Below are 20,660 nucleotides of genomic sequence, written 5' to 3'. Positions count from 1 at the left end.
TCTCGTCGCTATGGTGCGTCTGCGTCCAGGTTGGCTGGTAGCTCTGTGCGCGGCCGTCCTGGTGGTGGTCGCGTGGCTACCGTGGTTGACCACGAGCGCCAACGGCGGTGGACGGGCCAATGCCATCGGTGGGGCGGTCGGCAGCATCGTGCTACACCAGGGCTTCGGCGCGGGGCAGTTGATCGTGTTGCTCGGCTCGACGCTGATCGTGGCGGGCGCCATGGCCGGGCGGGGGCTTTCCGAGCGGATGGCATCGGGTGCGGCGCTGCTGGTTTCGCTGATGTTGATCGGGCTGACGGTCTGGTACTACACCCTCAACGTCAAGCCGCCCGTGGCGGCGGGCTACGGCCTTTACGTCGGAGGGGGACTGGCAGTGGGTGCCGCGGTGTGTTCGGTGTGGGCGTTGGTCTCGACGTTGGGGCGGTCATGAGCGCATTCGTCAAGCCCGTAGAACTGGCCGGTCAGCGGTGGGTGCGCCTGGAGCCGCTCACCCGCGCGCACGTCCCCGAGATCGACGCCGCAGCCGCCGACGGCGAGCTCGGCACCCTCTGGTACACGATGACGCCGGCGCCCGGTGGGGCCGAGCAGTGGGTCGAGCGCATGCTCGAATTGCGGGCTGCCGACCACGGGGTGAGCTTCGTGGTGCGCAGCCTCGACGGCAGGCTCGTGGGCTCATCGAGCTACCTGCATGTTGACGGACCCAACCGCCGGCTCGAGATCGGCCACACGTGGTACGTGCGAGATGTCCGGCGCACCGGCATCAACGCCGAGACCAAACTGCTGATGCTCGGCCACGCATTTGACGAGTTGAACTGCGTGGCAGTGGAATTCCGTACCCACTTCTTCAACTTCGCCAGCCGGGCCGCAATCGAGCGGTTGGGCGCCAAGCTGGACGGCGTGCTGCGCAGCCACCAGATCGCGCCCGACGGCTCGCGGCGCGACACCGTCGTGTATTCGATCCTCGACATCGAGTGGCCTGCGGCACGCAACAACCTGAAATTCCGGCTCGGTCAGCTCGCGGACTGACCGACCCCGACAGCGCCCACCCGCAACGGTTCTCCGCAGTGGTCGCACCTCAACGCGGCGGTGAATCCCGCGCCACAGCTGGTGTGGGTCAACAAGACTGCAGGTCCTTCGGGGGTGGTGTACCAACGTTGAGCCCAGTCCAGTGCAGTGACCAGAATCGGCAATACCGCGCGGCCCTTCTCTGTGAGGCGGTAGCGGCCGTCGCCGGTCTCAAGCACGCCGTAGGAGGTGAGGATCTGCAGCCGGTCGGTCAGCGATCCCGGTGGCGGTCCGAGTTGCTCTTGGTATGTGCTGAATCGGCTGATGCCGACGAAGCTCGCGACCAGGATGGCGAACGACCACCGGTTGCCCAGGATGCTCATCGTCTGGGGGAACAGGTCGGGCTGGCCGTGAGCCCGGTCGGTGTGGGTGCGCCGGCGGGTGGATTCGACGGGCATCGAGCGCTGCCACGAACCGCTCGGACCCCATTGCGCGGTAAGGGTTTTCTCGTTCGTCGTCGCGCCGCAGTCCCGGCAGGTGAGGACGGGAGAACACGCAGCACCGCAGCCGCGGTGATACATGGCAGGCAGTGTCTCGGTGTGCTCGGGCACCCATCGGCGTTCCCACTCCCAGATGGAGACCAGCATCAGCCACAGTGACCAGCCGCGCTTGGTGAGCCGGTACTCGAACCGTGACGGGTTCTGCTGGTACTCATGGCGTTCGAGCAGGCCCTCGCGTGTCATCGTGCCCAGACGACGCGTCAGCACCGAGTTGGAGATCGGCAGTCGTGCCATGAACTCTGTGTAACGCGTGGCTCCCAGCATTGCCTGCTGCGCGACCAGCAGAGTCCATTCGTCACCGAGTAGGCCGAGCATGCGGCCGACGGCATTGGGCTGCACCTAGATCCGCCACCGGCGCAGCTCGGCACCCGATGCCCAGGTGCAGTGGGTACCGCTGGAAACACGTTCCGGCAGAGCCAGTTTGCACACCGGCCCATCGGCGACCCGGGCCGCGTCGAACACCAGGCAGTAGGACGCGTCGGCGACCATGTCGGTGGTGATGGTCACCAGATAGCCGTCGTCTTCACCGGCCCCGCCGGCTCGCGGGGCCATCGCCGTCTCGCTGCCGTACACGCCGTCCTCGAACGCGAACCGTTCCTCCGATCCGGTGTGCAGGTCGTGGCGGACGAGCCCGTCGAACAGGAACCAGCCCGGCTTGCCCGTGGCTGCATAGGTATAGCGGTAGTCGCGCCCGGCGTAATCGGGGTTGATCATGCCGAATTCGGTGAGGCTTTCGGACAATTGCTCTTCGCGGGTGGCGCCGGTGACCAGGTTGAACCGCCACCGGTGCAGGCGGGTCTGCATCCCGTCGAGGGACAGGTACCGGAAGAACCGCTGCCAGCGTGGGCTCATCCCGTGATCGATCCCATCGTCGGCGGGCTCCGGCGAGCCCTGGAAGAACCCGTCGAGCACGATCTCGTCGCCGTCCTCGAAGGCGTTAGTGAAGTGCAGCACGTAGGTGGGGTCGGCCTCGAACCACCTGATCTGGCCCGGGCGACCTCGGCGCGGCAGGATGGCGAACCGCGACGGCAGGTCCCGGTGCAGACGCGGGACGTGAGCGTTGAGCTTGAGCAGACCGGCATCCCAGAACAACGGAAAGTCGTTGAGAATCACGTAGTTCTCGGTGAATGCCATGTCGTGCGGCAGGCGCGGGCCGGGCAGCTCGACGTCTACGTAGTGCACCAGCCGGTTGGTGTCGTCGACCACGCCGTAGTGCATGTACGGCGCCTGCTTGCCGTAGTTGAAGAACAGCAGCTCGCCGGTGCGGTCGTCGGCCTTCGGATGCGCCGACACGCCCAGATCTTTCGGGAACGCACCGGCCCAGTCTTCTTTTCCGAGCATGTCGCCCGTGCACGGGTCGACGCGGTAGAGGTCCCCGCATTGGTAGAAGCTGCTCAGGGCGACACCGCGGTGCACGGTGACATCGGTGCTCGACGCGTCCTTCATCAATGTGCGTGCACCCCAGCCGTAGTCGCGTTGCGCGAGATTGACGGGTTCGGCGATGCCCGGCCACAGCGGACCGCCCGCATCGTTCTCGGCCAGGAAGCCGTCGGTGCGGATGAACCTGTTGCGGTAGAAGGCCTTTCCGTCGCGGAATCCGACGATGTGCAGCATGCCGTCACCGTCGAACGGGTGATACACCTTGAATGCGGGGTGCAGTGGGTTCTCGGTGTTGCGCAGGTAGACGCCGTCGAGGTCGGCGGGGATCTCACCGTCGACCACCGGGAGATCGTCGGCGTTCCACTCGGTGGTCTGTGGCCGCCACGGCCCGGTGCGATACGGGTGGTCATCGTCGTCGGGCAGCGTGGACAGGTACTTGGCGACGACTTCCGGATGCACGGTCACGCGGCCGAACTCCCCGCGACGACGAAGCTGACCGTGGTGGCGGTGCTGCCGCCGAAGTTCAACGTACCGAAGGTTTTTGCGCCGTCCACCTGATAACCGCCCGCCTTTCCGCTGACCTGCTTGGCTGCATCGAGCAACATGCGGACCCCTGATGCCCCGACCGGGTGCCCGCCTCCGATCAAGCCTCCGCTCGGGTTGATCGGCAACCGCCCGCCGATTTCGATCTCCCCGTTCTCGATGGCCTTCCACGACTCGCCCGGGCCGGTGAGCCCGATGTGGTCGATGGCCAGGTACTCGCTGGGGGTGAAGCAGTCGTGCACTTCGAATCCGTCGACGTCGTCGAGCGTGACGTGCGCCCGATTGAATGCGTCCTGCACTGCGCTGCGCACGTGGGGCAGCAGGTAGGGATTAACGTCGGTGGATTCGTCGGCGCGGTCGAACTTCTGCTGCAGACCGAGCCCCACGGTGCGGTGGCCCCAGCCTGAGATGTGCCCAAGGGGCCGGGCGCGTGGATGCTCGCGCAGGAAACTGTCGGTGACGAGCACCACACCGGCTCCACCGTCGGTCATCTGGCTGCAGTCGAAGCGTCGAATCCTGCCCTCCACAAGGGGATTGGCGACTTCGTCGTCGGCGGTCAGATCAGGCACCGTCCAATCGCGGGTCTGGGCATTCGGATTGGCCCGGGCATTGCGGTAATTCAGGGTGGCGATGGCATCCAGATGGGCGGTGAGCAGGCCGTAGCGGCGGTCGTACTCATCGGCTACCGCCGAGAACATCGACGGCCACAGGAACTTCGCCTCGGCGCCTTCATGGTCGGTCCAGGCCGCTGTGCCGAGGTGCCGTGCGGCCAAGTCGCCGGGCACGGTCTTCTCGAGTTCCACCCCGATCACCAGCGCGCTCTGATAGGCCCCTGAGCGCAGATCGGCGATGGCGGCGAGCGTGGCGACGCTGCCCGATGCGCACGCCGCTTCATGGCGTGATGCCGGGGTTGCCCACAATTCCTCGTGCACGGTGGCGGGCATCGCTCCCAGATGGGCTTGCTGAGCAAAGAGCTCGCCGAACGCGTTCGCGACATGGACGACGCCGATGTCGGCAGCCTTGATCTTCCCCGCAGCCAGGGTGTTGTCGACGACTTCGCAAGTCAGGTCCGCGAAGTCGAGCTCCTCGCGCGAGAAATTACGAGCAAAGTCACTCTGGTATCCGCCCACAATCCAGACGTTCTCCATGGGCGGAGGTTACTACAACTAAGAGAGTGACTGGGCCGATTTAACCGGAGGTTGTTTGTGCAACCTCCGGTTAAGCCGACTCAGTCGTCCCAGCCGCCGTGGCCGTGGCCGTGGCCGCGCCAACGTGGCCCGTCGCCGTACCAACCACCCCAGCCCGGGGTGTCGACGCATGCGTAGGCGTAGCCGAACGGCCCACTCACGCACACATCAGGGCCGGCGGATGCCGGTGCCGCACCTGCGACTGCAATGCCGACCGGCACCGCCAGCGCGCCCAGCCCGATCACAGCGGCCCGCGTCAGTTTCGAGATCATTCCCCACCTCCGGGTTTGTATTGCCTGTACGAGCTCAAGACCCCCGTCTGTGAATAACCTTAGTACACCTCAAGAAATTCCTCACCAGCGGGTTTGATGAAGTCTGGCAATGGCTTTGCTCTCACAGGAACTTCACTAGTTATTGCCCTGTCAACGTTTGCAGGGTGGAAATTGCCGTTGCGCGTGGCGAGACAGCGGTGGTCAATGGTGGTGCTCGTCATCGAACTTGATGTCGTCGAGTTCGCCGGCTTTGGCCTGGAGGCGCTCACTGACGAAGGTGTCGGCGGCAACCAGCCGTTCGGCGTTCCAGCGGATGTCTTCGGCGTAGACGCGCGCCGCTGTATGGCGGGCAGCCATGTTGGAGAGGTCGGCCCGCCGGGTGTCGCGCACCGAGAGGTCATCGTTGACCTTGAAGCCGTCGGCTTCGGCCTCGGCGATTGCTTCGAGGACCTTTTGTTGGGCCGCGTGGATGTCGACCATGCCGTTCTCGGCGATATCGGCGGCCTCCACGATGACGTCGGCGTGATTGCGCACCACCGCTGCGTCAGCGGTGACCCGGTCCAGCGCGGCGTCCTTGGCTGCGCCTTCCCACTCGCTACCTGCCGGCGTCGCGACGTTCAGCCGGTGCTGGGCGAACAGCGTGTCCGACTCGCTGGCAGAGGTGCGCCACCGGTTTGCTGCCGCCTGTAGATGCGACGTGTCCCAGTTCTCGATCTGCGAACGGGAGGGGAGAACCGGTTCCGGAGAAGCGGCCGGGCTCATACCGTCCTGGCAATCGCACCGGCACCTTCATCGTCGGTGTCGGCATAGCGGATCACTGCTGTGCGCATTGCTGCGTGGTGGGTGCTCATGCGGGCCGATTGACGAATCCGGACCGATGCGACGGCCGCGCCGAACGCGGAGACCCCTGCATGGCTGGGCTGGCCACCCGGACGTGAGTTGCCTTCCGCACTTGCGGCAAGTCTGTCCGCGATGTCTGCACTGCTTGCTGCGCCCGCGCTCAAACCCGCGCCGTCGACTATAAGACCTGCCATTTAGTGCCCCTCGCCACACACAACAGATAGGCGGACGCTACCACTGCCCAAAATGGCTGATCGGTGGGGCGGGGTGGTTCGGGCCGTGATGTGGTCGCCTCCAATCGGCGTTACGCCTGGTAGCCCGTATGTGAAGCGTGTGTCCCTGCATTGGGAAGGAGTCTCGGGCCTGCCCGCGTGTCGGTACCTGCGGGCACGATGAAGCCATCCACAGGCTCTATCCACACTGGGGATGAATTACACATATGTGATTCGCCGGGCATCGGCCAGCGGATCACCGGGGCTTACGCCACGTGATCGCATAGCGCCAGAGCGGAAGTCGCCGCCACTGCATGCCGGGCAGCGCTGCCGCAGCGATCTTCCTCACCTGGCCGTAGGTGTGGGGGAACTCCATCACCACCGGCGCGCTGTGCTGCCAATACCCCCGAGTGCGCGAATAAAACCGGTGTTGGACGGCGCCGACGGCTTCCATGGCGTAGTCGGTCACGGTCGAGCTGCGGGCGCAACCGATCACGACCAGTGTTCCACCCGGGGCGGTCAGGTCGGCCAGCCGTGCCAGACCGCCCGCGAGGTCGGGGAGATGGTGCAGCGTCGCAACCGCTGCGACGAGGTCGTAGTGGTCCTCGGGTAGCGGGAACGTCATGACGTCGCCGACGACCCAATTGACCCCGGCATCGTTGTCCCGCGCGCGACCGATGACCTCGGCATCGGAATCGATCCCGGTGACATCGGGAATCGTGGCGCGCAGGCGCGCGGCCAGCAGCCCGTCCCCGGTGCCCACGTCGAGCGCGGTTCTGGCTCCGGGTGGGGCTGCTGACAGCACCATGCCGTAGTAGTGCGTGTTGTGATTCCAGCGATCGTGGCGATCCCGCACCGTCTCAAGTGCCCTTCACGTTGAGCACTTGGCGCAGTTGGTGTTCCACCTCCACGAGGTCGGCGGCGTCGGCCATCACCTGATCGATGTCCTTGTACGCATCGGGGATCTCGTCGACCCATTCGGCGCCGTGGCGGTATTCGATGCCCTGCATCCGCGCGGCAAGATCCTCGGCGGTGAAGCGGCGGCGCGCCTCGGTACGGGAGAACCTGCGGCCGGCGCCATGCGGAGCCGAGCACAGTCCAGCGGCATTTCCCTTGCCGCGCACGATGTATGAGCGGGTGCCCATCGAGCCCGGAATGACCGCCCGGACCCCTTCGTGGGCATCGACGGCGCCCTTGCGGGTCAACCACACATCCCGGCCGCCATGCTGCTCCTTCTGGGTGTAGTTATGGTGGCAATTCACTCGATCGACCTCGATGTCCGCAGCGCCGTTCGCGTCGATGCCCATCCACGCAGCCAGCACCGTGCGGAACCGGTCCATCATCTCGGCACGATTCTCCAGCGCGAAGCGCTGCGCCCAATGCAATTCCCTGATGTAGCAGGAAAATTCGGGCGTCGACTGCGGCAGGTACGCCAGGTCCGGGTTCGGCAGCTCGATCCACCAGCTCTTGCACAGCCGCTGCGCAATCTTGATGTGCTTCTGCGCGATCTTGTTGCCGACACCCCGCGACCCGGAATGCAGGAACATCCACACGCGCTGCTGCTCGTCGAGGCACAGTTCGATGAAATGGTTACCGCCACCGAGTGATCCGAGCTGCTCGCGCCACTTCGGTGAGTGCGACAGGTCGATGTTCTCGGTACGTGCCCGCTCTTCGAGGTCGGCAAGCCGATCGCGAGTGAACCTGAAGCGGTCGATGTCGGCGTTGTAGTTGCCCGGGGACAACGGGATGGCGCGCTCGATCGCCTCACGCAGATCCGCGAGGTCGCGTCCCTCCAAATCGGATTCGGTGTAGACCGTGCGGGCGGCGATCATGCCGCATCCGATGTCGACGCCGACCGCGGCCGGGATGACGGCGTCGATGGTCGGGATGACGGTGCCCACGGCCGAACCCTTGCCGCTGTGTGCGTCGGGCATCAGCGCGACGTGTGGATGCACAAACGGCATCGCCGCAGTCTCTTTCGCCTGCTCGATGGTGTTGTCATCGATGTGCGAGGCGAAGTTGAGCAGCTTGAGGCCGTCGATCTGATGCATGGCATCGATTGTCCCGTACCTGTCGACCGAAATTCGCGCCAATATTTGACCCATGCCTGTGGACTGGGAGCGGTCACGCTGAACGGCGAACAGCTGCAAGGCAATATCATTGCGCGTGATCAACCAGTCCGCGGCACCGCGGGCCGTCACGCCCGGCTCGACCTCCGGCTCGCCGCACTGGAGGCACGCACCGTTCCGGAAACGCGCCAGCGTGGTATCAACATCTGACAGGTGCTGGGCAAGGATCAACCCGGCCGCACTCTGATGAAAAGTCCATTCCCAGAGGGGAACCATGAGCTTCATCCATGTGCAGTTCGCGCCCGGATTCGGGTACGAGGATGTCGTGTTGCTGGCGATGGACACCCCGGGAGTGAAGGTGGTCCTTAAGGCGCTCAAAGACGCGCTGCAGGGTGGCCAAGCGCGGTTCGAATGCGACGGAGTCGTCCAGGAATTCCGCATACAAGCTGGTGCGGCCGACATCGAGTTGAGTGATGACCTCGTCGTGTGGCAGCTTGACTGTGCCAGGGCTGTCGAGGTCGAGGAATACCTCGCCAGCTTCCGGGAATCTGACCGACCGGGTCACCAGTATGTCGACATCCACAGCCCGACTGAAACCCTGGTGCTATCCCATGACGAGTACACCCGCCAGTACTTCGAGCAACTGCCCGGCGAATTGCGTTATGCGAAGCCGGGTGAAAGCTCGGTTTGACGACGAAACGCTCTGAGCGAAGTCGGGGCACCAGTCAGTTCCGGGACCACCCGAGTTGCCGAATGTAGCCCGCGCCCGATCAATGCGGGAAGGTCGTCGAATGCTGCCGCTCTCCGCCCTCGGCGCCTCGCGAATCTCGAAGCACACACCGACCCGAAAATGCGCCACCGCCGGTGGTATCAAAAAGTCTGATACCGCGGGTGGTAGCGGGTTTCTACGGCTAATACCCAAAAGTTCTGAGGTGCTGGTGTGACGGATGTGGCTCAAGCTGCTCACGTTCTACACAGAGTGCCCCCGGCAGGATTCGAACCTGCGACACCGGCTTTAGGAGAGCCGTGCTCTATCCCCTGAGCTACGGGGGCCGGGGCCTACCGGGGTAGGCGCCAACCAGAGGAACGCCTCATGCTAGTCGGCCGGCCCTGGATCAGTGGAATCGGGGGACACTGACCTGGGCCGGCGGACGACAAGCGCTCGTTACCTCGTGCAGAACGGGGGTGTGCACGCAGGTGCCCGTGGGGCGGGGGCCTGACGGGGCTCCGGAGCAGAGCGCTGAGGCGGCGGTGGTGGCGCTTCATGCACCGGCGGCGCTTCATGCACCGGCGGTGCCTGCTGGACCGGCGCTTCATGCACCGGCGGTGCCTGTTGGACGGGCGAGGCCTCGTGTACCGGTGGCGCCTGCCAGACAGGCCGCTGTGGAGCGGGGGCTTCCTCCACCGGCGCCTGCTGAACCGGCTTCTGCTCGGCCGGGGCCTCGGGAACAGGCGCCTGGCGAACGGGCTTCTGCCGGACCGGAGCCTCCGGAGCCGGAGCCTCGGGAGCTGGAGCCGGCGCCTGCCATTCGGGAGCCGGAGCCTCATGCTGCACCGGTGGTTCCGGTGTGGCCCGCTGTTGTTGTGGCTCCTGGGGGACGGGTGCTACCGGGTGAGCCGGGGCGTCCGGTACAGGCGCCTCTGACGGCGGGGCCTTCGGCACGGGAATCGCCTGGTTGTCCGGCGCCGGAACTGCGGGCGGGCTCGCAGGTTTCGGCTCGGCCGGCGGTATGACAGTAGGGATCTGCGCGTCAGGGTTCGGCGAGCCGGCCTTCGGCGGGATCACCGCTGGCCCAGGCTTGCCTTGCGGTTTGACCGTCGGCGGCGTGAAGTCAGGCACCGGCGCGACCTTGGGTGCGGTGAACCCGGGTGCCACCTTCGACGGCGGCGCTGTGGGCGCCGGGGCCGTCAATGCCGGTGGTGCGAAGAATGATTGGTGATCAGCCACGGGCGTGGCAAGCAGTTTCTCCGCAGCCGCCGGGGGCAGCGACGTGACCGGGGTGACGATGCGCGGAGCGAGCTCTCTGGTGAAGTCGCGGGTCGACTTGTTCGCCAGGTCTTTCATCAGCGTCCCGGACGTGGTCGTCACCTTGTCATTGGAGATGAACTGGGTGAGTGAGGCATTCAGGTTGACCACGGGAGCCGACGCATGGATGTTGACGTTGGTGACCGAGTTGACCGCACTCACCACAGAGGTGGTCGGCGCCCAGTCGCGGTTGCGCGGATTGTGCCAGTCCCGGTTCATGTTCCAGTTCTGGTACAGGTATGGGTTGAATCCGTGTTCCTGGTCCCACTGGGTGCGGTGATACACGGGGTCGTCATGGCGGAACCGCCACTGGTAGTACTGCGCGTACGGGTGGTGGCGGTTGTACCAGTCCACATCCCGTGGGTCACCGGGATGACCGCGATGTTGGCCCCACTCGTTGCAGCCGTCGCGGTCCCAGCCGTCGCGGTCGTAGCCGGACCAGTTGTAGCCGGCCCAGTTGTATCCCCAGCGGTCGTAGCCCCACCGGTCATAGCCCCAGCGGTCGTAACCCCACCGGTCGAAGCCGAGGAAGTCGTAGCCGTACTGGTTGTAGCCGCCGAGGTCGTAGTTGTACCAATTGGTGGGGTCGTAGCCGTAGAGCGGTCCCCACGACGGGTCGTAGTAACCGAGGTCTTGCAGATTCGGTGTCAGCGGAGGCGCGTAAGGCTGCGGCCAGTCGGCCGCGGGAGCGTCCGGGACGTCGGGCGGCGGTGGGCCGTAGTCGTAGGGTGCCGCGGTGCCGGACTGATCCGTGATCGGGTAGCCCCACGTCGGTGCGGTCGCGCCGGTCAATGCCACGTCGGCCGACTGCGGCGCGCTGCCCGGGTCGGCGGCAGCCTGGGGTGCCGGCGCAGGGGGCGCAGGCAGCGCGGGCAGTTGCTGCGCCGAGTCGGGCGTGTACTGCAGAAGTTGTTGCGTCAGTTGCAAATAGAGGTTCTGCAGGTTGGTCCGCTGGGGCGACGGAGACAGGTAGTCCAGGTCCTGCTTGGCCTGATTGAGATAGTTGCGGGCCTCGGTCAGCTGTTCGGCGGTGGGCTGCTGTCCGCTGCCGAGAATGTCCTGGGCGTTCTTCAGATCGTTCACGACGGCGGTGAGGGCAACGTCTTGGGCGTGCGCGGGGAAAATGGTCTTCTCGACACCCCACAGGGTGCCGCCGGGTGAAGTCTCGTAGGTCGCGCCCAGTAGGCCTGCGACGAGCAGCACGGACATTCCGCCGGCGACGGCGGTTTTGCCCCGGCGTGAGCGGGGGACCAGCCTGCGCCACCGCGACGTCGGCTCGACGGGTGGCATGACATTCTCCCGCAGGGGCAGGGGACTGAGAGTCGACATGTCGACCTCCTCAACTACGGCCAACCGGCCGCATCGCGTCGCTCCCGACCGCGCGATTTCCAGTGTTGAAATGGCTGTTGATCTGCGGCGGGGACATGGGGGCCGCCGCAAGTACTAAGCGCAACTAAAATTCTACGACGAGTGGCTCCCTGCGCCAGTTCCGAAGAGAAATTCTCATCAATCCACAGCCCGCACATAGGTACGCACAGCAAGTCTCTCGATGACGCCGCGGATAGCCGGAAGCGCCGGTGCCACTTGCTGTTCGAGGTGAGAGGAGCGCGTCGCCGAACGCGGCCAGGTCCGCTCAGCTACGGTTGGTTCGCCCGTTGTCGGCCAGATCCTCGAGCTCACGGTCCCAACCGGCGTAGCGGTGCCGGTTGGCCTGGCTGCGCACCACGACGAGCATTGCCGCACCCGCTCCGGCGACGGCCAGCCATGAGGCGATCGCGATGCCGACCGCGTCGATCGCCGCGTCATGGTCGGTGAGGGGTGCGACGGTCCGATTCCCTGCCGCGTCGACCCAAATGGACTTGTGGTCGCCCGGTTTCAACCTCACCGGTGTCCGGATGGTGTCGATGTACTGCTTGCCTGCGAACTGCCACTGGACCTGGGTCACGTACGCGTCTTGGTAGCGCATCTTGCTCGGTGAGCTGTCGTCCGTGGTGATCGCGTCGATGCGGTGGCTGGTGAGCCGTTGCGCGGCGTACTCGTGTACGCGAGTGTCGTAGGCCGTCGTTCCGAGTGCCCCGGCGACGGGCACGGCGAGGAGGACCAAGATCAGGACAAGGAAGGCGACGGCGGCCTCCACTCGATCGCTCGTGCGGACCAGCGGGCCGTGGGTCGCGAGCCGGCGGATCCAGGTTCCGGCGTTGAGCGTGAAGGTCTCCATGATCCCTCCTCGTATACCCAGTCGGCAGCCACCCGACACAGTCCACACTCCGCCGATCGCGGCCGCGACCACAGGGTCGAAAGTCCCATCTTCCGGGACAGCGGCCATCGCGACGCTTATTCCCACTGTGCCAGACAGATTCTGCGGCAGGCGATCTCGTTGCCTGTGACAGTCCTGGTTGCCCGCAATTCGGCCTGAAGTCCGACGCCGGTGGTTAGTGTGGGGGGACACTGGGCGTCGGTTCGGATGCCCAGCCGGATGGGTTGAGTGGCAAACGGGCAACGGCGATGACAGATGACATCCTGACCGATACGCAGATCGCCGAGATGACTGCGTCGCAGCGGCGTGAGCTGATTCAACGCCTGGAGCGTCCTCTCGAGGAACTCCAACCCCGCAGCCTGCCGGCACGGCTCAAGCAAGCGCATCTGGGCCTGATGACCGGCGGAGCGATCTTCATGATTCCTTGGATCATCTACCTGTCTGTGACGTTGCCACAGAACTACACCGTGCGGGATTGGCCGTTGACGTGGGTTGGATTCGACAGCGTGCTCGTCTTCTTCATGGCGGCGACCGCGATCCTGACGTGGATGCATCGTCAAGTGCTGGTGTTTCCGGCCTTCACCACGGGCATCCTGCTGCTGTGCGACGCCTGGTTCGACGTCACGACGGCGGGTCCCGGCGATATGTTCGCGTCGGTGTTGACCGCGGTGCTGGGCGGTGCCCTGGCTATCGTCCTCATCGCCGGATCCGTGAGCTTGGTGCGGGTGAATGCCCGGCGGCTGTGGATGCTCGACCACGGACAGCCTCTCTGGCGGCTCCCGCTGTTCTCCTGAGGCGTGTATAGACGTGTCCGTGACTGGCAACGTAGGCGTCCGGACCGTCAATGTCCGATAGGTCCAAGCCCGCGACCGAGGGGCTGCGCCGGCAGCTGGGCGTGTTCGATGCGGTGATCATCGGGTTGGGCTCGATGATCGGCGCGGGGATCTTCGTCGCCTTGGCTCCAGCCGCCCGGGCCGCCGGGGCGGCATTGTTGGTCGGGCTCGCGCTGGCCGCGGTCGTCGCGTACTGCAATGCCACATCGTCGGCACGTCTGGCCGCGCGGTATCCGGCCTCCGGAGGCACGTACGTCTATGGGCGGCAGCGGCTGGGCCCGTTCTGGGGTTACCTGGCCGGCTGGGGGTTTGTCGTCGGCAAGACCGCATCGTGCGCTGCGATGGCGTTGACGGTGGGGTTCTATGCCTGGCCCGCTCACGCGCACGCCGTGGCGGTCGCCGCCGTGGTGGCGTTGACCGCGGTGAACTACCTGGGTGTGCAGAAGTCGGCGTGGCTGACCCGGCTGATCGTGGCCGTGGTCTTGGCGGTACTGGCCGCGGTGGTGCTAACCGCGTTCAGCAGCAAGGACTTCGAGGTGTCAGGGTGGGCGCCGTCGAGCGGCTCGGTGGCCGGCATCCTGCAGGCAGCGGGGTTGCTGTTCTTTGCGTTCGCCGGGTATGCCCGCATCGCAACGCTGGGGGAGGAGGTGCGAGACCCGGCCCGCACCATCCCGCGGGCCATCCCGACCGCGTTGGCGATCACGCTGGTGGTCTACGCGCTCGTCGCGGTCGCCGCGCTGGGAGTGCTGGGGCCGGACCGGCTGGCCCAGTCCGCCGCGCCGCTGGCAGAGATCGTGCAGGCTGCCGGTGCCGGCTGGCTGACGCCGGTGGTGCGGGCCGGGGCGGTGGTGGCGGCGGTGGGTTCGCTGCTCGCACTGATCTTGGGTGTGTCGCGCACGACGCTTGCCATGGCCCGTGACCGTCATCTGCCCGGCGCACTCGCGGCCGTGCATCCAAGGTTCGGGGTGCCGCACCGGGCCGAGCTGGCGGTCGGTCTGGTGGTTGCCGTCGTGGCCGCCACGGTCGACATCCGCGGTGCGATCGGATTTTCGTCGTTCGCGGTGCTGGTCTACTACGCCGTGGCCAACGCTTCCGCGTGGACGCTGACGCGGGCCGAGGGACGGCCGCTGCGGCTCATTCCGGTCGTCGGCCTGCTCGGCTGTGTCGTCATCGCGTTCGCCCTGCCGCTGGTGTCGGTGCTGGCCGGGCTCGCGGTGCTGGCCGTCGGCGCACTGGCCTACGGCATCCGCGGGCGAATCACCTCAGCTCGGCGATGACCTTCGTGAACTGTTCGGCGTGAGCGGCCTGCACGATGAAGTAGCTGATGCCGTAGGTTTCGCGGAGCTCCCGCAGCCGGTCGGCGATCGCGGTGACCGACCCCGACAGCACACCGGGATGGCGCAGCAACTGCTCGTCGGTGAGGTCGGGCAGGAAGCGGCGGGGGATGCTCAGATCGGGCAGTTCGGATCCGGCTGTGGGCATCGCAGTGATGGCGATGTTGAGTTCGAGGTCGTCGAAGCGGGGCCCAGCTGCGTTGCGTACAAAGTCGATTCGTTCCTTGAGCGGATCGCCGTCGACGTGCGAGCCGCCCGTGAGACCGATGATGTCGGCGGTCTCGGCGGCCACCGTCAGCAGCCGGTCACCGTTGCCGGCGATCAGGATCGGCACGTCGGGCACATGCTCGGTGACGTACGTCGTCATGTGCCGCAGGTAGTCGATCCGTTCTCGCGCACTGGGGAACGGCAACTCGGCGGCCTCGAACTCCTCTCGCACATAACCGGCGCCGAGTCCGGCGTCGAACCGTCCTCCGGACAGGTCGCGCAGCGCCTCGATGTCACGGGCAAGCAGCGCCGGCTTGTAGAAGCACACGTTGAACACGAAAGTTCCCACCCGCAGCGTGCTGGTCGCGTTGGCAGCGGTCATCAACGTCGGGAACGGGGCTGGTGCGCCGAGGTGGTCGGGCACGTGAAGGATGTCGAAGCCCTGATCCTCGGCGCGGCGGGCGGAATCGGCGACCTGGCTGTGCGTCTTGGCGGCGCGCAGGCTGACGCCGAAGCGGAAGTTGCGGGTCACTTGCCCGAGGGTAACCGCCAATTCCGCGCGGCGGCGGACAGGCCGTCGATGAGTGCGGCCGTCACCGGCGAGATCCCGTCGTCGGCGGGCAGTGGACTGCGCGGGCTCAGGCCACGCACCCGCGGCGGCAGTTCCAGCTGCACGCCCCGCACCCGGTTCACCGGATTGTCCGGATGCAGGCCACGCAGTTCGCGGGGGATGGACGCCAAGTCGGTGATCACCTGGTAGCCCGGGATTGCGATGTGGCTTGCCACATGCCGGGCGAGTACGCGGTCCGAGCCGCCGGCGAGCAACTGGGTGCTTCGCCCGATCCGGCCGTAGCCGTGTAATGAGATCACCGCATCGACATGTTCGAGAAACGCTGTGAGGCAGGCGGATTCGTTCGCCAGATAGTGCGCGGAGGGCAGGTGGTGCGGATAGCCGTCAGGGTGGCGCACCACATACACCGACGCTGCGGCTGCGGCTGCGGCGCGCTCGGCGATCACATCGGTCATCTGCTCCAGCCCGCCGCCGTGGATGGCCAGAAAACCGAAGCGGGACCGCAGCTCACTGCGCTCATCGATGCCGGGAACCTCGAGGAGTTCCGAGAGTGACTGTGGCTCAGTGATGTTCGTCAATGATGTGGGCTGCGTCCACCCTGCCGGGTCCCAGCGCCGCAGGAACTTGATCCAGTGCGCCGGGAGTTCGTGATGGATGGCGCCGGCGATGATGCGCTCGAGGTATCCGGGCCGGGGTGGGCCGGGTTTGACGCGGTGGTCGATGTAGACCCACGCCGACGTGGGGCCGTCGATGGTGTGCACCGTCAGCCGGTCCCGGCGGTAGCGCACGGGCACGCCCTCGGCGCTGTCCAGCACGGCCAGATCATGGTCTGTCACGTGCCACAGCACGCCGTGCACCGCGGATCCGTCGAACGGTTCCACCGTGGCGACGCCGCGTTCGTTGATCAGCCAGTCATGGCCGTCGAGGCGAGCCGGCCGGGGGTCGAGCGCGCCCGGGCAGCGGGCGGCCATCTGTGACACGCACAGATTGGAGCCGTAGGCGAAGTACGGGTGCCGCATTCAGCCGGTGACGGTGAGATAAATCAGAACCACGTTCAGCACGGTAATGGTTGCCGCGACCGTCCAGCCCAGGATGGTGGTCACTCGGTGGTTGGTGTCGTCGCCCATCAGCGCTTTGTCGCTGGTGAAGCGGACCAGCGGGATCAGCGCGAACGGTATCCCGAACGATAGGACCACCTGCGAGAGCACCAGCGCGCGGCTGGGGTCGACGCCGATGGCCAGCACGGCAAGTGCGGGAACGAGAGTGATCAACCGTCGCAGCAGCAACGGATAGTGACGTCGCAGGAGGCCCTGCATGATCATCGCGCCCGCGTACGCGCCGACCGAGGTGGAGGCGAGCCCCGAGGCGAGCAGCCCGATCGCGAACAGCAGCGCGACCGTCGGGCCCAGCGCGTCCTGCACCGCGGCGTGGGCGCCCTCGATCGAATCGGTGTCGTTGCGGCCCTGCAGGTTGGTCGCGGCGACCAGCAGCATGGCGAGATTCACCGCGCCGGCCACCACCATGGCCAGCCCGACGTCGTACCGGGTCATGCGCAGCAGCAGGCGTCGGCGCTCACCGATCTCGGGATGGCCGTGGCGGTCACGGGCCAACCCGGAGTGCAGATAGACGGCGTGCGGCATGACCGTTGCGCCCAGCATGGCGGTGGCGAGCAGCAGGCTCTCCACGCCGTGAAAACGGGGGATCAGGCCCTCGGCGACCGCCCCTGGCGGCGGTGTCTCGACGAACAGGCTGGTCAAGAATCCGATCGCGATGACCAGCAGCATGCCGGTGATGACCCGCTCGAACATTCCCTGCCCGCGCCGGTCCTGTACCGCCAGCAGCAGTAGCGAGACGCCGCCGGTGATCACCCCGCCCATCAGAAGCGGCAGCTTGAACAGCAGTTGCAGGGCGATCGCGCCACCCACGACCTCGGCGATATCGGTTGCCACGGCGACCAGTTCGGCCTGCAGCCAGTACGCGATGCGTCCGCGGTTGTGGGTGTGGTCGGCGACGGTCTCGGGCAGCGAGCGGCCCGTGACCAGCCCGAGTTTGGCCGACAGGTACTGCACCAGGCCCGCCATGGCGTTGGCCAGGACGATCACCCACACCAGCAGGTAGCCGAACTGCGAGCCGGCGCTGATGTTGGCGGCGACATTGCCCGGGTCGACGTAGGCGATCGCGGCGACGAACGCCGGGCCGAGCAGCAACCAACTCGACCGCTTGCGTGCCGTGACGTCCTGCAGCAACTGACCCCAGCTTCCAATCCGGTTTCTCGAATAGGAAAGTTAGGTTAACCGAAACTTTCGCATTTAAACCAGTGGATCGCTGTGGTTGTGGTCACGTCACCAGACGATCGAGAAGCCGCCCAGGCCAATGCCCCAGCCCCAGCCCGGCGAGAAGTTGGTTGCCGGCGGCGTCGTGACGATCTGGGTGCTTCCGTTGGTCTGGCACTGCGTGGTGGTCGGAGTGGTGTTGATGCACTTGGGAACGGCTCCGGCCGGCGCTGCGGTCAGCATCGCCACGCCCACGCCTGCGGCTGCGAGAAGTGATCCGAGATGCCGCGCACACCCACTCATGACCTGCTCCGATCGGTGAGTCAAGCGTACGCCGAGGGACCCCTCGGGAGACTCACAGAAAGTCAAACACGTCGCGCCACGGAAACATGCCCGGCAGCGGTTCACCCGGCGGCGTACAGGCCCTTGCCCGTCACCAATGGCAAATCGAGCGTCGTGCGGATCCCGGGCGCCGCCGCGACGACCGCCGGGATCGCGTTCACGACGCGGGCGGCCGTGGCCACCAGGCCCGCGTGGTTGTGGTCGCCGTTCGGGCTGCTCAGGCATAGATCCAGCGCGTACGACGGTTCACCGGTCAGCTCGATGCGGTACGAGCCGCCCTCCTGGGCGGGTTGAGGCCAGCTCGGGCACAGATCGTCGCGTAGCCGCGTGACGTGCTCGAGCACCACGGCGGCGCGGCCGTCGACCATGCCGCGCACCTCGAACCGCATCGCGGCGGTCGTACCTTTCGGGATGTGACCCGACGCGATGTCGAAATCCTCGGGCGCCGGCTCCCGTACGTGGGTCTCGGTGACTTCGTCGAGCTCGATTCCCAACCCAGCGGCCAGCTGGCGCACCACCGAGCCCCAGGCCAGGCTGAGCACGCCCGGCTGCAGCAGCATCGGCGTCTCGTCCAGCGGCTTGCCGAAGCCCATCACGTCGAACATCACGGTCGCGCTGTCGTATGTGGCGTAGTCGACGATCTCCATGCAACGGATCTGCTCGATACTCTGGCAGGTCCCGGCAAGGGCAAGGGGCAGAAGGTCGTTGGCGAACCCCGGGTCGATGCCGTTGATGAAGAGGGATGAACCACCCTCCTGCGCGGCCCGCTCGATGGGCTCGACGAGCTCGGCGGGCAGCACCTGCCATGGATATTGCAGGAACACCGCCGAGCTGCCGACGATATTGACTCCGGCGGCCAGGATGCGTCGGTAATCCTCCAGCGCTTCGGGCAGGCGGTTGTCGGCCATCGCGGTGTACACGGCACACTCCGGCTTGGCGGCCAGCACCTCGTCGAGATCGGTGGTCGCCACGACGCCCGTCGAAACATCAAGCCCCGCAAGCTCTCCGGCGTCCTTGCCGGCCTTGCTCGGCGAGGACACCCAGACCGCGGTAAGCTCGTAGGCCGGATTGGTGATCAACTGGGTCAGCGCGTGGCGGCCGACGTTGCCGGTGCCGATCGCTGCGACGCGAATGCTCACGGTGCTCCTTACAGGTCGGGGATGGGCAGGTCGAGGTTCGGGTAGGTGATGCCGCCGTCGACCTCAAGGATCTTGCCGGTCAGGTAGCTGCCCGCGGGCGAGGCCAAATACACTGCGGCGGCGGCGATGTCCTCCGGATCGCCGAGCCGGCGCATCGGCGTCACCTTCTCCATCGGCTCGCGCAGGGCGTCGTTGCTCGCGACGATGTCCAGCGCCGAGGTGAGGATCGAGCCGGGCGCGATGGCGTTGACCCGGATGCGTGGGCACAGGTCGAGCGCCGCCAGCCGGGTGTAGTGCGCCAGGGCAGCCTTGGCGGTGCCGTACGCGACGAACCCACGCCCGGCCAGCCGCCCCATGGTCGAGGTGATGTTGATGATGCTGCCGCCGCCGGAGTGTTCGAGCATCAGCGGCACCGCGGCCGCGGTGAGTGCATGCGCGGTCGAAACGTTGAACGTGAACGCGTCGCGCAGGGCTTGGGTGGAGGTGTTGATCAGCGGCGCGGGCATGGTGCCGCCGACGTTGTTGACGACGATGTCTAGTTTTCCGAATGCACTCGTTGCGGCGGCCGCGAGTTCGGCGGTGGACTCGGGGTGGGCCAGGTCGGCGGCCACCACATGCGCCTTGCGCCCGATGCTTCGAATCTGCTCGGCCACCTCGTCGAGTTGAGATTGCGTGCGGGACGCGATGACCACGTCGGCGCCTGCTTCGGCGAAGGCGACGGCGATGGCCGCACCCAGGCCGCGGCCTGCTCCGGTGACGATCGCAACTTTGTCGTCGAGTCGGAATCTGTCCAGAATCACGCTGCGCTCCTGTTCGTCTACCGGCGTCACCGTAGCAGTGTCGAATGACCCGCAGGGCGGCTTTCTGTAACACGTTCTAATTGGCTCTCGATGCGGCGTGCGGTGTCCCGCGCGGACGCGGGCGGTGAGCCGACGTTTGTTGGGATCGGTAGCAATCCGGGCACGGTCTACTACCCGCAGGCGCGCCGCCGTGGCGCAATAGATGCAGCGAACCAGGGATTGCGACATGAAGACCATTCACAGTGTCACACCGACTGTGTGGGCACTCGTCGCCGCGGGGTTGTCGGTCGGTGTCGTCGCCGTCGGATCCCCGGTGGCGCGGGCCGACGTCGACTTCGAATGCGAGCCCGGGTGTTGGGGCGCGGCTGCGGCGTCCTCGTCGACCGGGCAGGAAGTGCTGCGACTCAACTACAAGACCCGTCAGGAGGCGGAGGACGCGGCCGTCTTGTGGTGCGACGTGTTGGGCAAGACGAACGACTGCCAGGTGCTGACATCGGGACTGGGCTGTCTCGCGATCGCGGCGAGCGGCGACGGCGAACGGTTCGCTGGCGGCGTCGCGCTTTTCCAGGACGGCGCCGACGCGGCAGCGCTGGACGGGGCCGGGCCGGGCTCGACGATCGAGCTGCGCGACTGCAACGGCTGACCGCACCGGGCGGGGTGTTGTACGCTGGCGCCGGCGCCCGGTCGCGCCCAACCTCCGGCAACCCGCCCCAGCAGGGTTCCCTCAGGAGGCAAAGGGAGGTCCACCTCTCGGCTGGGACAACCGACATCTACCGTTCGGCCGTCGTACCGGTCGCTGGGGGCCCGACC

22 protein-coding genes and 1 tRNA gene are annotated in these 20,660 nt (G+C 66.4%); 7 read left to right on the top strand and 16 right to left on the bottom strand.

From position 1 onward, the window contains the following. Positions 1 to 10: 10 nt before the first annotated feature. A complete protein-coding gene (locus BST13_RS15740; RefSeq protein ID WP_083164958.1) occupies positions 11 to 430 on the top strand; it encodes a hypothetical protein in 420 nt (139 codons plus the stop codon). Next, positions 427 to 1,026, top strand: a complete 600-nt coding sequence (locus BST13_RS15735) for a GNAT family N-acetyltransferase (RefSeq protein WP_083164957.1) — start codon at positions 427 to 429, stop codon at positions 1,024 to 1,026. The genes BST13_RS15740 and BST13_RS15735 overlap by 4 nt, the downstream gene beginning before the upstream one ends. On the opposite strand, the gene BST13_RS15730 is transcribed toward BST13_RS15735, so the two are convergent. The 7 genes from BST13_RS15730 to BST13_RS15700 form a co-directional block, all read right to left on the bottom strand. Beyond that, positions 1,011 to 1,880: a winged helix-turn-helix transcriptional regulator gene (locus tag BST13_RS15730; protein WP_083165034.1), complete on the bottom strand. Its 870-nt coding sequence runs from the start codon at positions 1,878 to 1,880 to the stop codon at positions 1,011 to 1,013. The two genes, BST13_RS15735 and BST13_RS15730, sit on opposite strands and share 16 nt — an antisense overlap. 24 nt (positions 1,881 to 1,904) lie before the next feature. After that, on the bottom strand, positions 1,905 to 3,404 hold the full coding sequence (locus BST13_RS15725; protein WP_083165033.1) for a carotenoid oxygenase family protein: 1,500 nt from the start codon (positions 3,402 to 3,404) through the stop codon (positions 1,905 to 1,907). Positions 3,405 to 3,406: 2 nt separating this feature from the next. Continuing rightward, entirely contained in the window at positions 3,407 to 4,636 is a 1,230-nt protein-coding gene (locus tag BST13_RS15720) for an acetyl-CoA acetyltransferase (RefSeq protein WP_083164956.1), read from the bottom strand. An 80-nt stretch (positions 4,637 to 4,716) separates the two neighbouring features. Further along, on the bottom strand, positions 4,717 to 4,947 hold the full coding sequence (locus tag BST13_RS15715; RefSeq protein WP_083164955.1) for a hypothetical protein: 231 nt from the start codon (positions 4,945 to 4,947) through the stop codon (positions 4,717 to 4,719). 201 nt (positions 4,948 to 5,148) lie between these two features. After that, complete coding sequence (locus BST13_RS15710; protein ID WP_083164954.1) at positions 5,149 to 5,709, bottom strand: hypothetical protein; 561 nt, start codon at positions 5,707 to 5,709, stop codon at positions 5,149 to 5,151. Positions 5,710 to 6,255: 546 nt separating this feature from the next. Further along, positions 6,256 to 6,855, bottom strand: coding sequence for a class I SAM-dependent methyltransferase (locus tag BST13_RS15705; protein ID WP_245839646.1), 600 nt, complete (start codon positions 6,853 to 6,855; stop codon positions 6,256 to 6,258). Positions 6,856 to 6,859: 4 nt separating this feature from the next. Continuing rightward, the gene (locus BST13_RS15700; RefSeq protein WP_083164953.1) at positions 6,860 to 8,050 is read right to left on the bottom strand and encodes an RtcB family protein; all 1,191 of its coding nucleotides are present in this window, start codon (positions 8,048 to 8,050) and stop codon (positions 6,860 to 6,862) included. On the opposite strand from BST13_RS15700, the gene BST13_RS15695 reads away from it, so the two are divergent. After that, the gene (locus tag BST13_RS15695; protein WP_083164952.1) at positions 8,045 to 8,278 is read left to right on the top strand and encodes a hypothetical protein; all 234 of its coding nucleotides are present in this window, start codon (positions 8,045 to 8,047) and stop codon (positions 8,276 to 8,278) included. The genes BST13_RS15700 and BST13_RS15695 overlap by 6 nt on opposite strands. 64 nt (positions 8,279 to 8,342) lie before the next feature. Then, positions 8,343 to 8,759, top strand: coding sequence for a hypothetical protein (locus tag BST13_RS15690; RefSeq protein ID WP_083164951.1), 417 nt, complete (start codon positions 8,343 to 8,345; stop codon positions 8,757 to 8,759). A gap of 289 nt (positions 8,760 to 9,048) precedes the next feature. On the opposite strand, the gene BST13_RS15685 is transcribed toward BST13_RS15690, so the two are convergent. From BST13_RS15685 to BST13_RS15675, 3 genes are all read right to left on the bottom strand, one after another. After that, positions 9,049 to 9,121 (bottom strand) — tRNA-Arg (locus BST13_RS15685). 112 nt (positions 9,122 to 9,233) lie between these two features. After that, complete coding sequence (locus BST13_RS38705; protein ID WP_142282794.1) at positions 9,234 to 11,423, bottom strand: hypothetical protein; 2,190 nt, start codon at positions 11,421 to 11,423, stop codon at positions 9,234 to 9,236. 304 nt (positions 11,424 to 11,727) lie between these two features. Then, positions 11,728 to 12,312: an Rv1733c family protein gene (locus tag BST13_RS15675; protein ID WP_083164949.1), complete on the bottom strand. Its 585-nt coding sequence runs from the start codon at positions 12,310 to 12,312 to the stop codon at positions 11,728 to 11,730. Positions 12,313 to 12,599: 287 nt separating this feature from the next. Between BST13_RS15675 and BST13_RS15670 the strand changes: the two genes are divergently transcribed. Beyond that, a complete protein-coding gene (locus BST13_RS15670; protein WP_083164948.1) occupies positions 12,600 to 13,145 on the top strand; it encodes a hypothetical protein in 546 nt (181 codons plus the stop codon). A gap of 50 nt (positions 13,146 to 13,195) precedes the next feature. After that, a complete protein-coding gene (locus BST13_RS15665; RefSeq protein ID WP_083164947.1) occupies positions 13,196 to 14,461 on the top strand; it encodes an APC family permease in 1,266 nt (421 codons plus the stop codon). Here the strand turns inward: BST13_RS15665 and BST13_RS15660 are convergent. The 6 genes from BST13_RS15660 to BST13_RS15635 all read right to left on the bottom strand — a co-directional run bounded on the left by BST13_RS15660 (position 14,442) and on the right by BST13_RS15635 (position 19,850). After that, the gene (locus tag BST13_RS15660) at positions 14,442 to 15,257 is read right to left on the bottom strand and encodes an LLM class F420-dependent oxidoreductase (protein WP_083164946.1); all 816 of its coding nucleotides are present in this window, start codon (positions 15,255 to 15,257) and stop codon (positions 14,442 to 14,444) included. The genes BST13_RS15665 and BST13_RS15660 overlap by 20 nt on opposite strands. Next, positions 15,254 to 16,315: a poly-gamma-glutamate hydrolase family protein gene (locus BST13_RS15655; protein WP_083164945.1), complete on the bottom strand. Its 1,062-nt coding sequence runs from the start codon at positions 16,313 to 16,315 to the stop codon at positions 15,254 to 15,256. The genes BST13_RS15660 and BST13_RS15655 overlap by 4 nt, the downstream gene beginning before the upstream one ends. Next, positions 16,316 to 17,542, bottom strand: coding sequence for an Nramp family divalent metal transporter (locus tag BST13_RS15650; RefSeq protein WP_083164944.1), 1,227 nt, complete (start codon positions 17,540 to 17,542; stop codon positions 16,316 to 16,318). A 96-nt stretch (positions 17,543 to 17,638) separates the two neighbouring features. After that, positions 17,639 to 17,872 carry a hypothetical protein gene (locus BST13_RS15645; protein ID WP_083164943.1) on the bottom strand — a complete coding sequence of 78 codons (234 nt, stop codon included), beginning with the start codon at positions 17,870 to 17,872 and terminating at the stop codon, positions 17,639 to 17,641. A 101-nt stretch (positions 17,873 to 17,973) separates the two neighbouring features. Then, positions 17,974 to 19,050 carry an NAD(P)H-dependent amine dehydrogenase family protein gene (locus BST13_RS15640; protein ID WP_083164942.1) on the bottom strand — a complete coding sequence of 359 codons (1,077 nt, stop codon included), beginning with the start codon at positions 19,048 to 19,050 and terminating at the stop codon, positions 17,974 to 17,976. Positions 19,051 to 19,058: 8 nt separating this feature from the next. Further along, the gene (locus BST13_RS15635; protein WP_083165031.1) at positions 19,059 to 19,850 is read right to left on the bottom strand and encodes an SDR family oxidoreductase; all 792 of its coding nucleotides are present in this window, start codon (positions 19,848 to 19,850) and stop codon (positions 19,059 to 19,061) included. 226 nt (positions 19,851 to 20,076) lie between these two features. Between BST13_RS15635 and BST13_RS15630 the strand changes: the two genes are divergently transcribed. After that, complete coding sequence (locus tag BST13_RS15630; RefSeq protein WP_158087155.1) at positions 20,077 to 20,493, top strand: DUF4189 domain-containing protein; 417 nt, start codon at positions 20,077 to 20,079, stop codon at positions 20,491 to 20,493. The last annotated feature ends 167 nt before the right edge of the window (positions 20,494 to 20,660 follow it).

The organism is Mycobacterium aquaticum (assembly GCF_002086485.1).
GTDB classification, from domain to species: Bacteria; Actinomycetota; Actinomycetes; order Mycobacteriales; family Mycobacteriaceae; genus Mycobacterium; species Mycobacterium aquaticum.
Note: the sequence above shows the minus strand (reverse complement) of the source record. Positions and strands in the feature narration are given on the sequence as shown.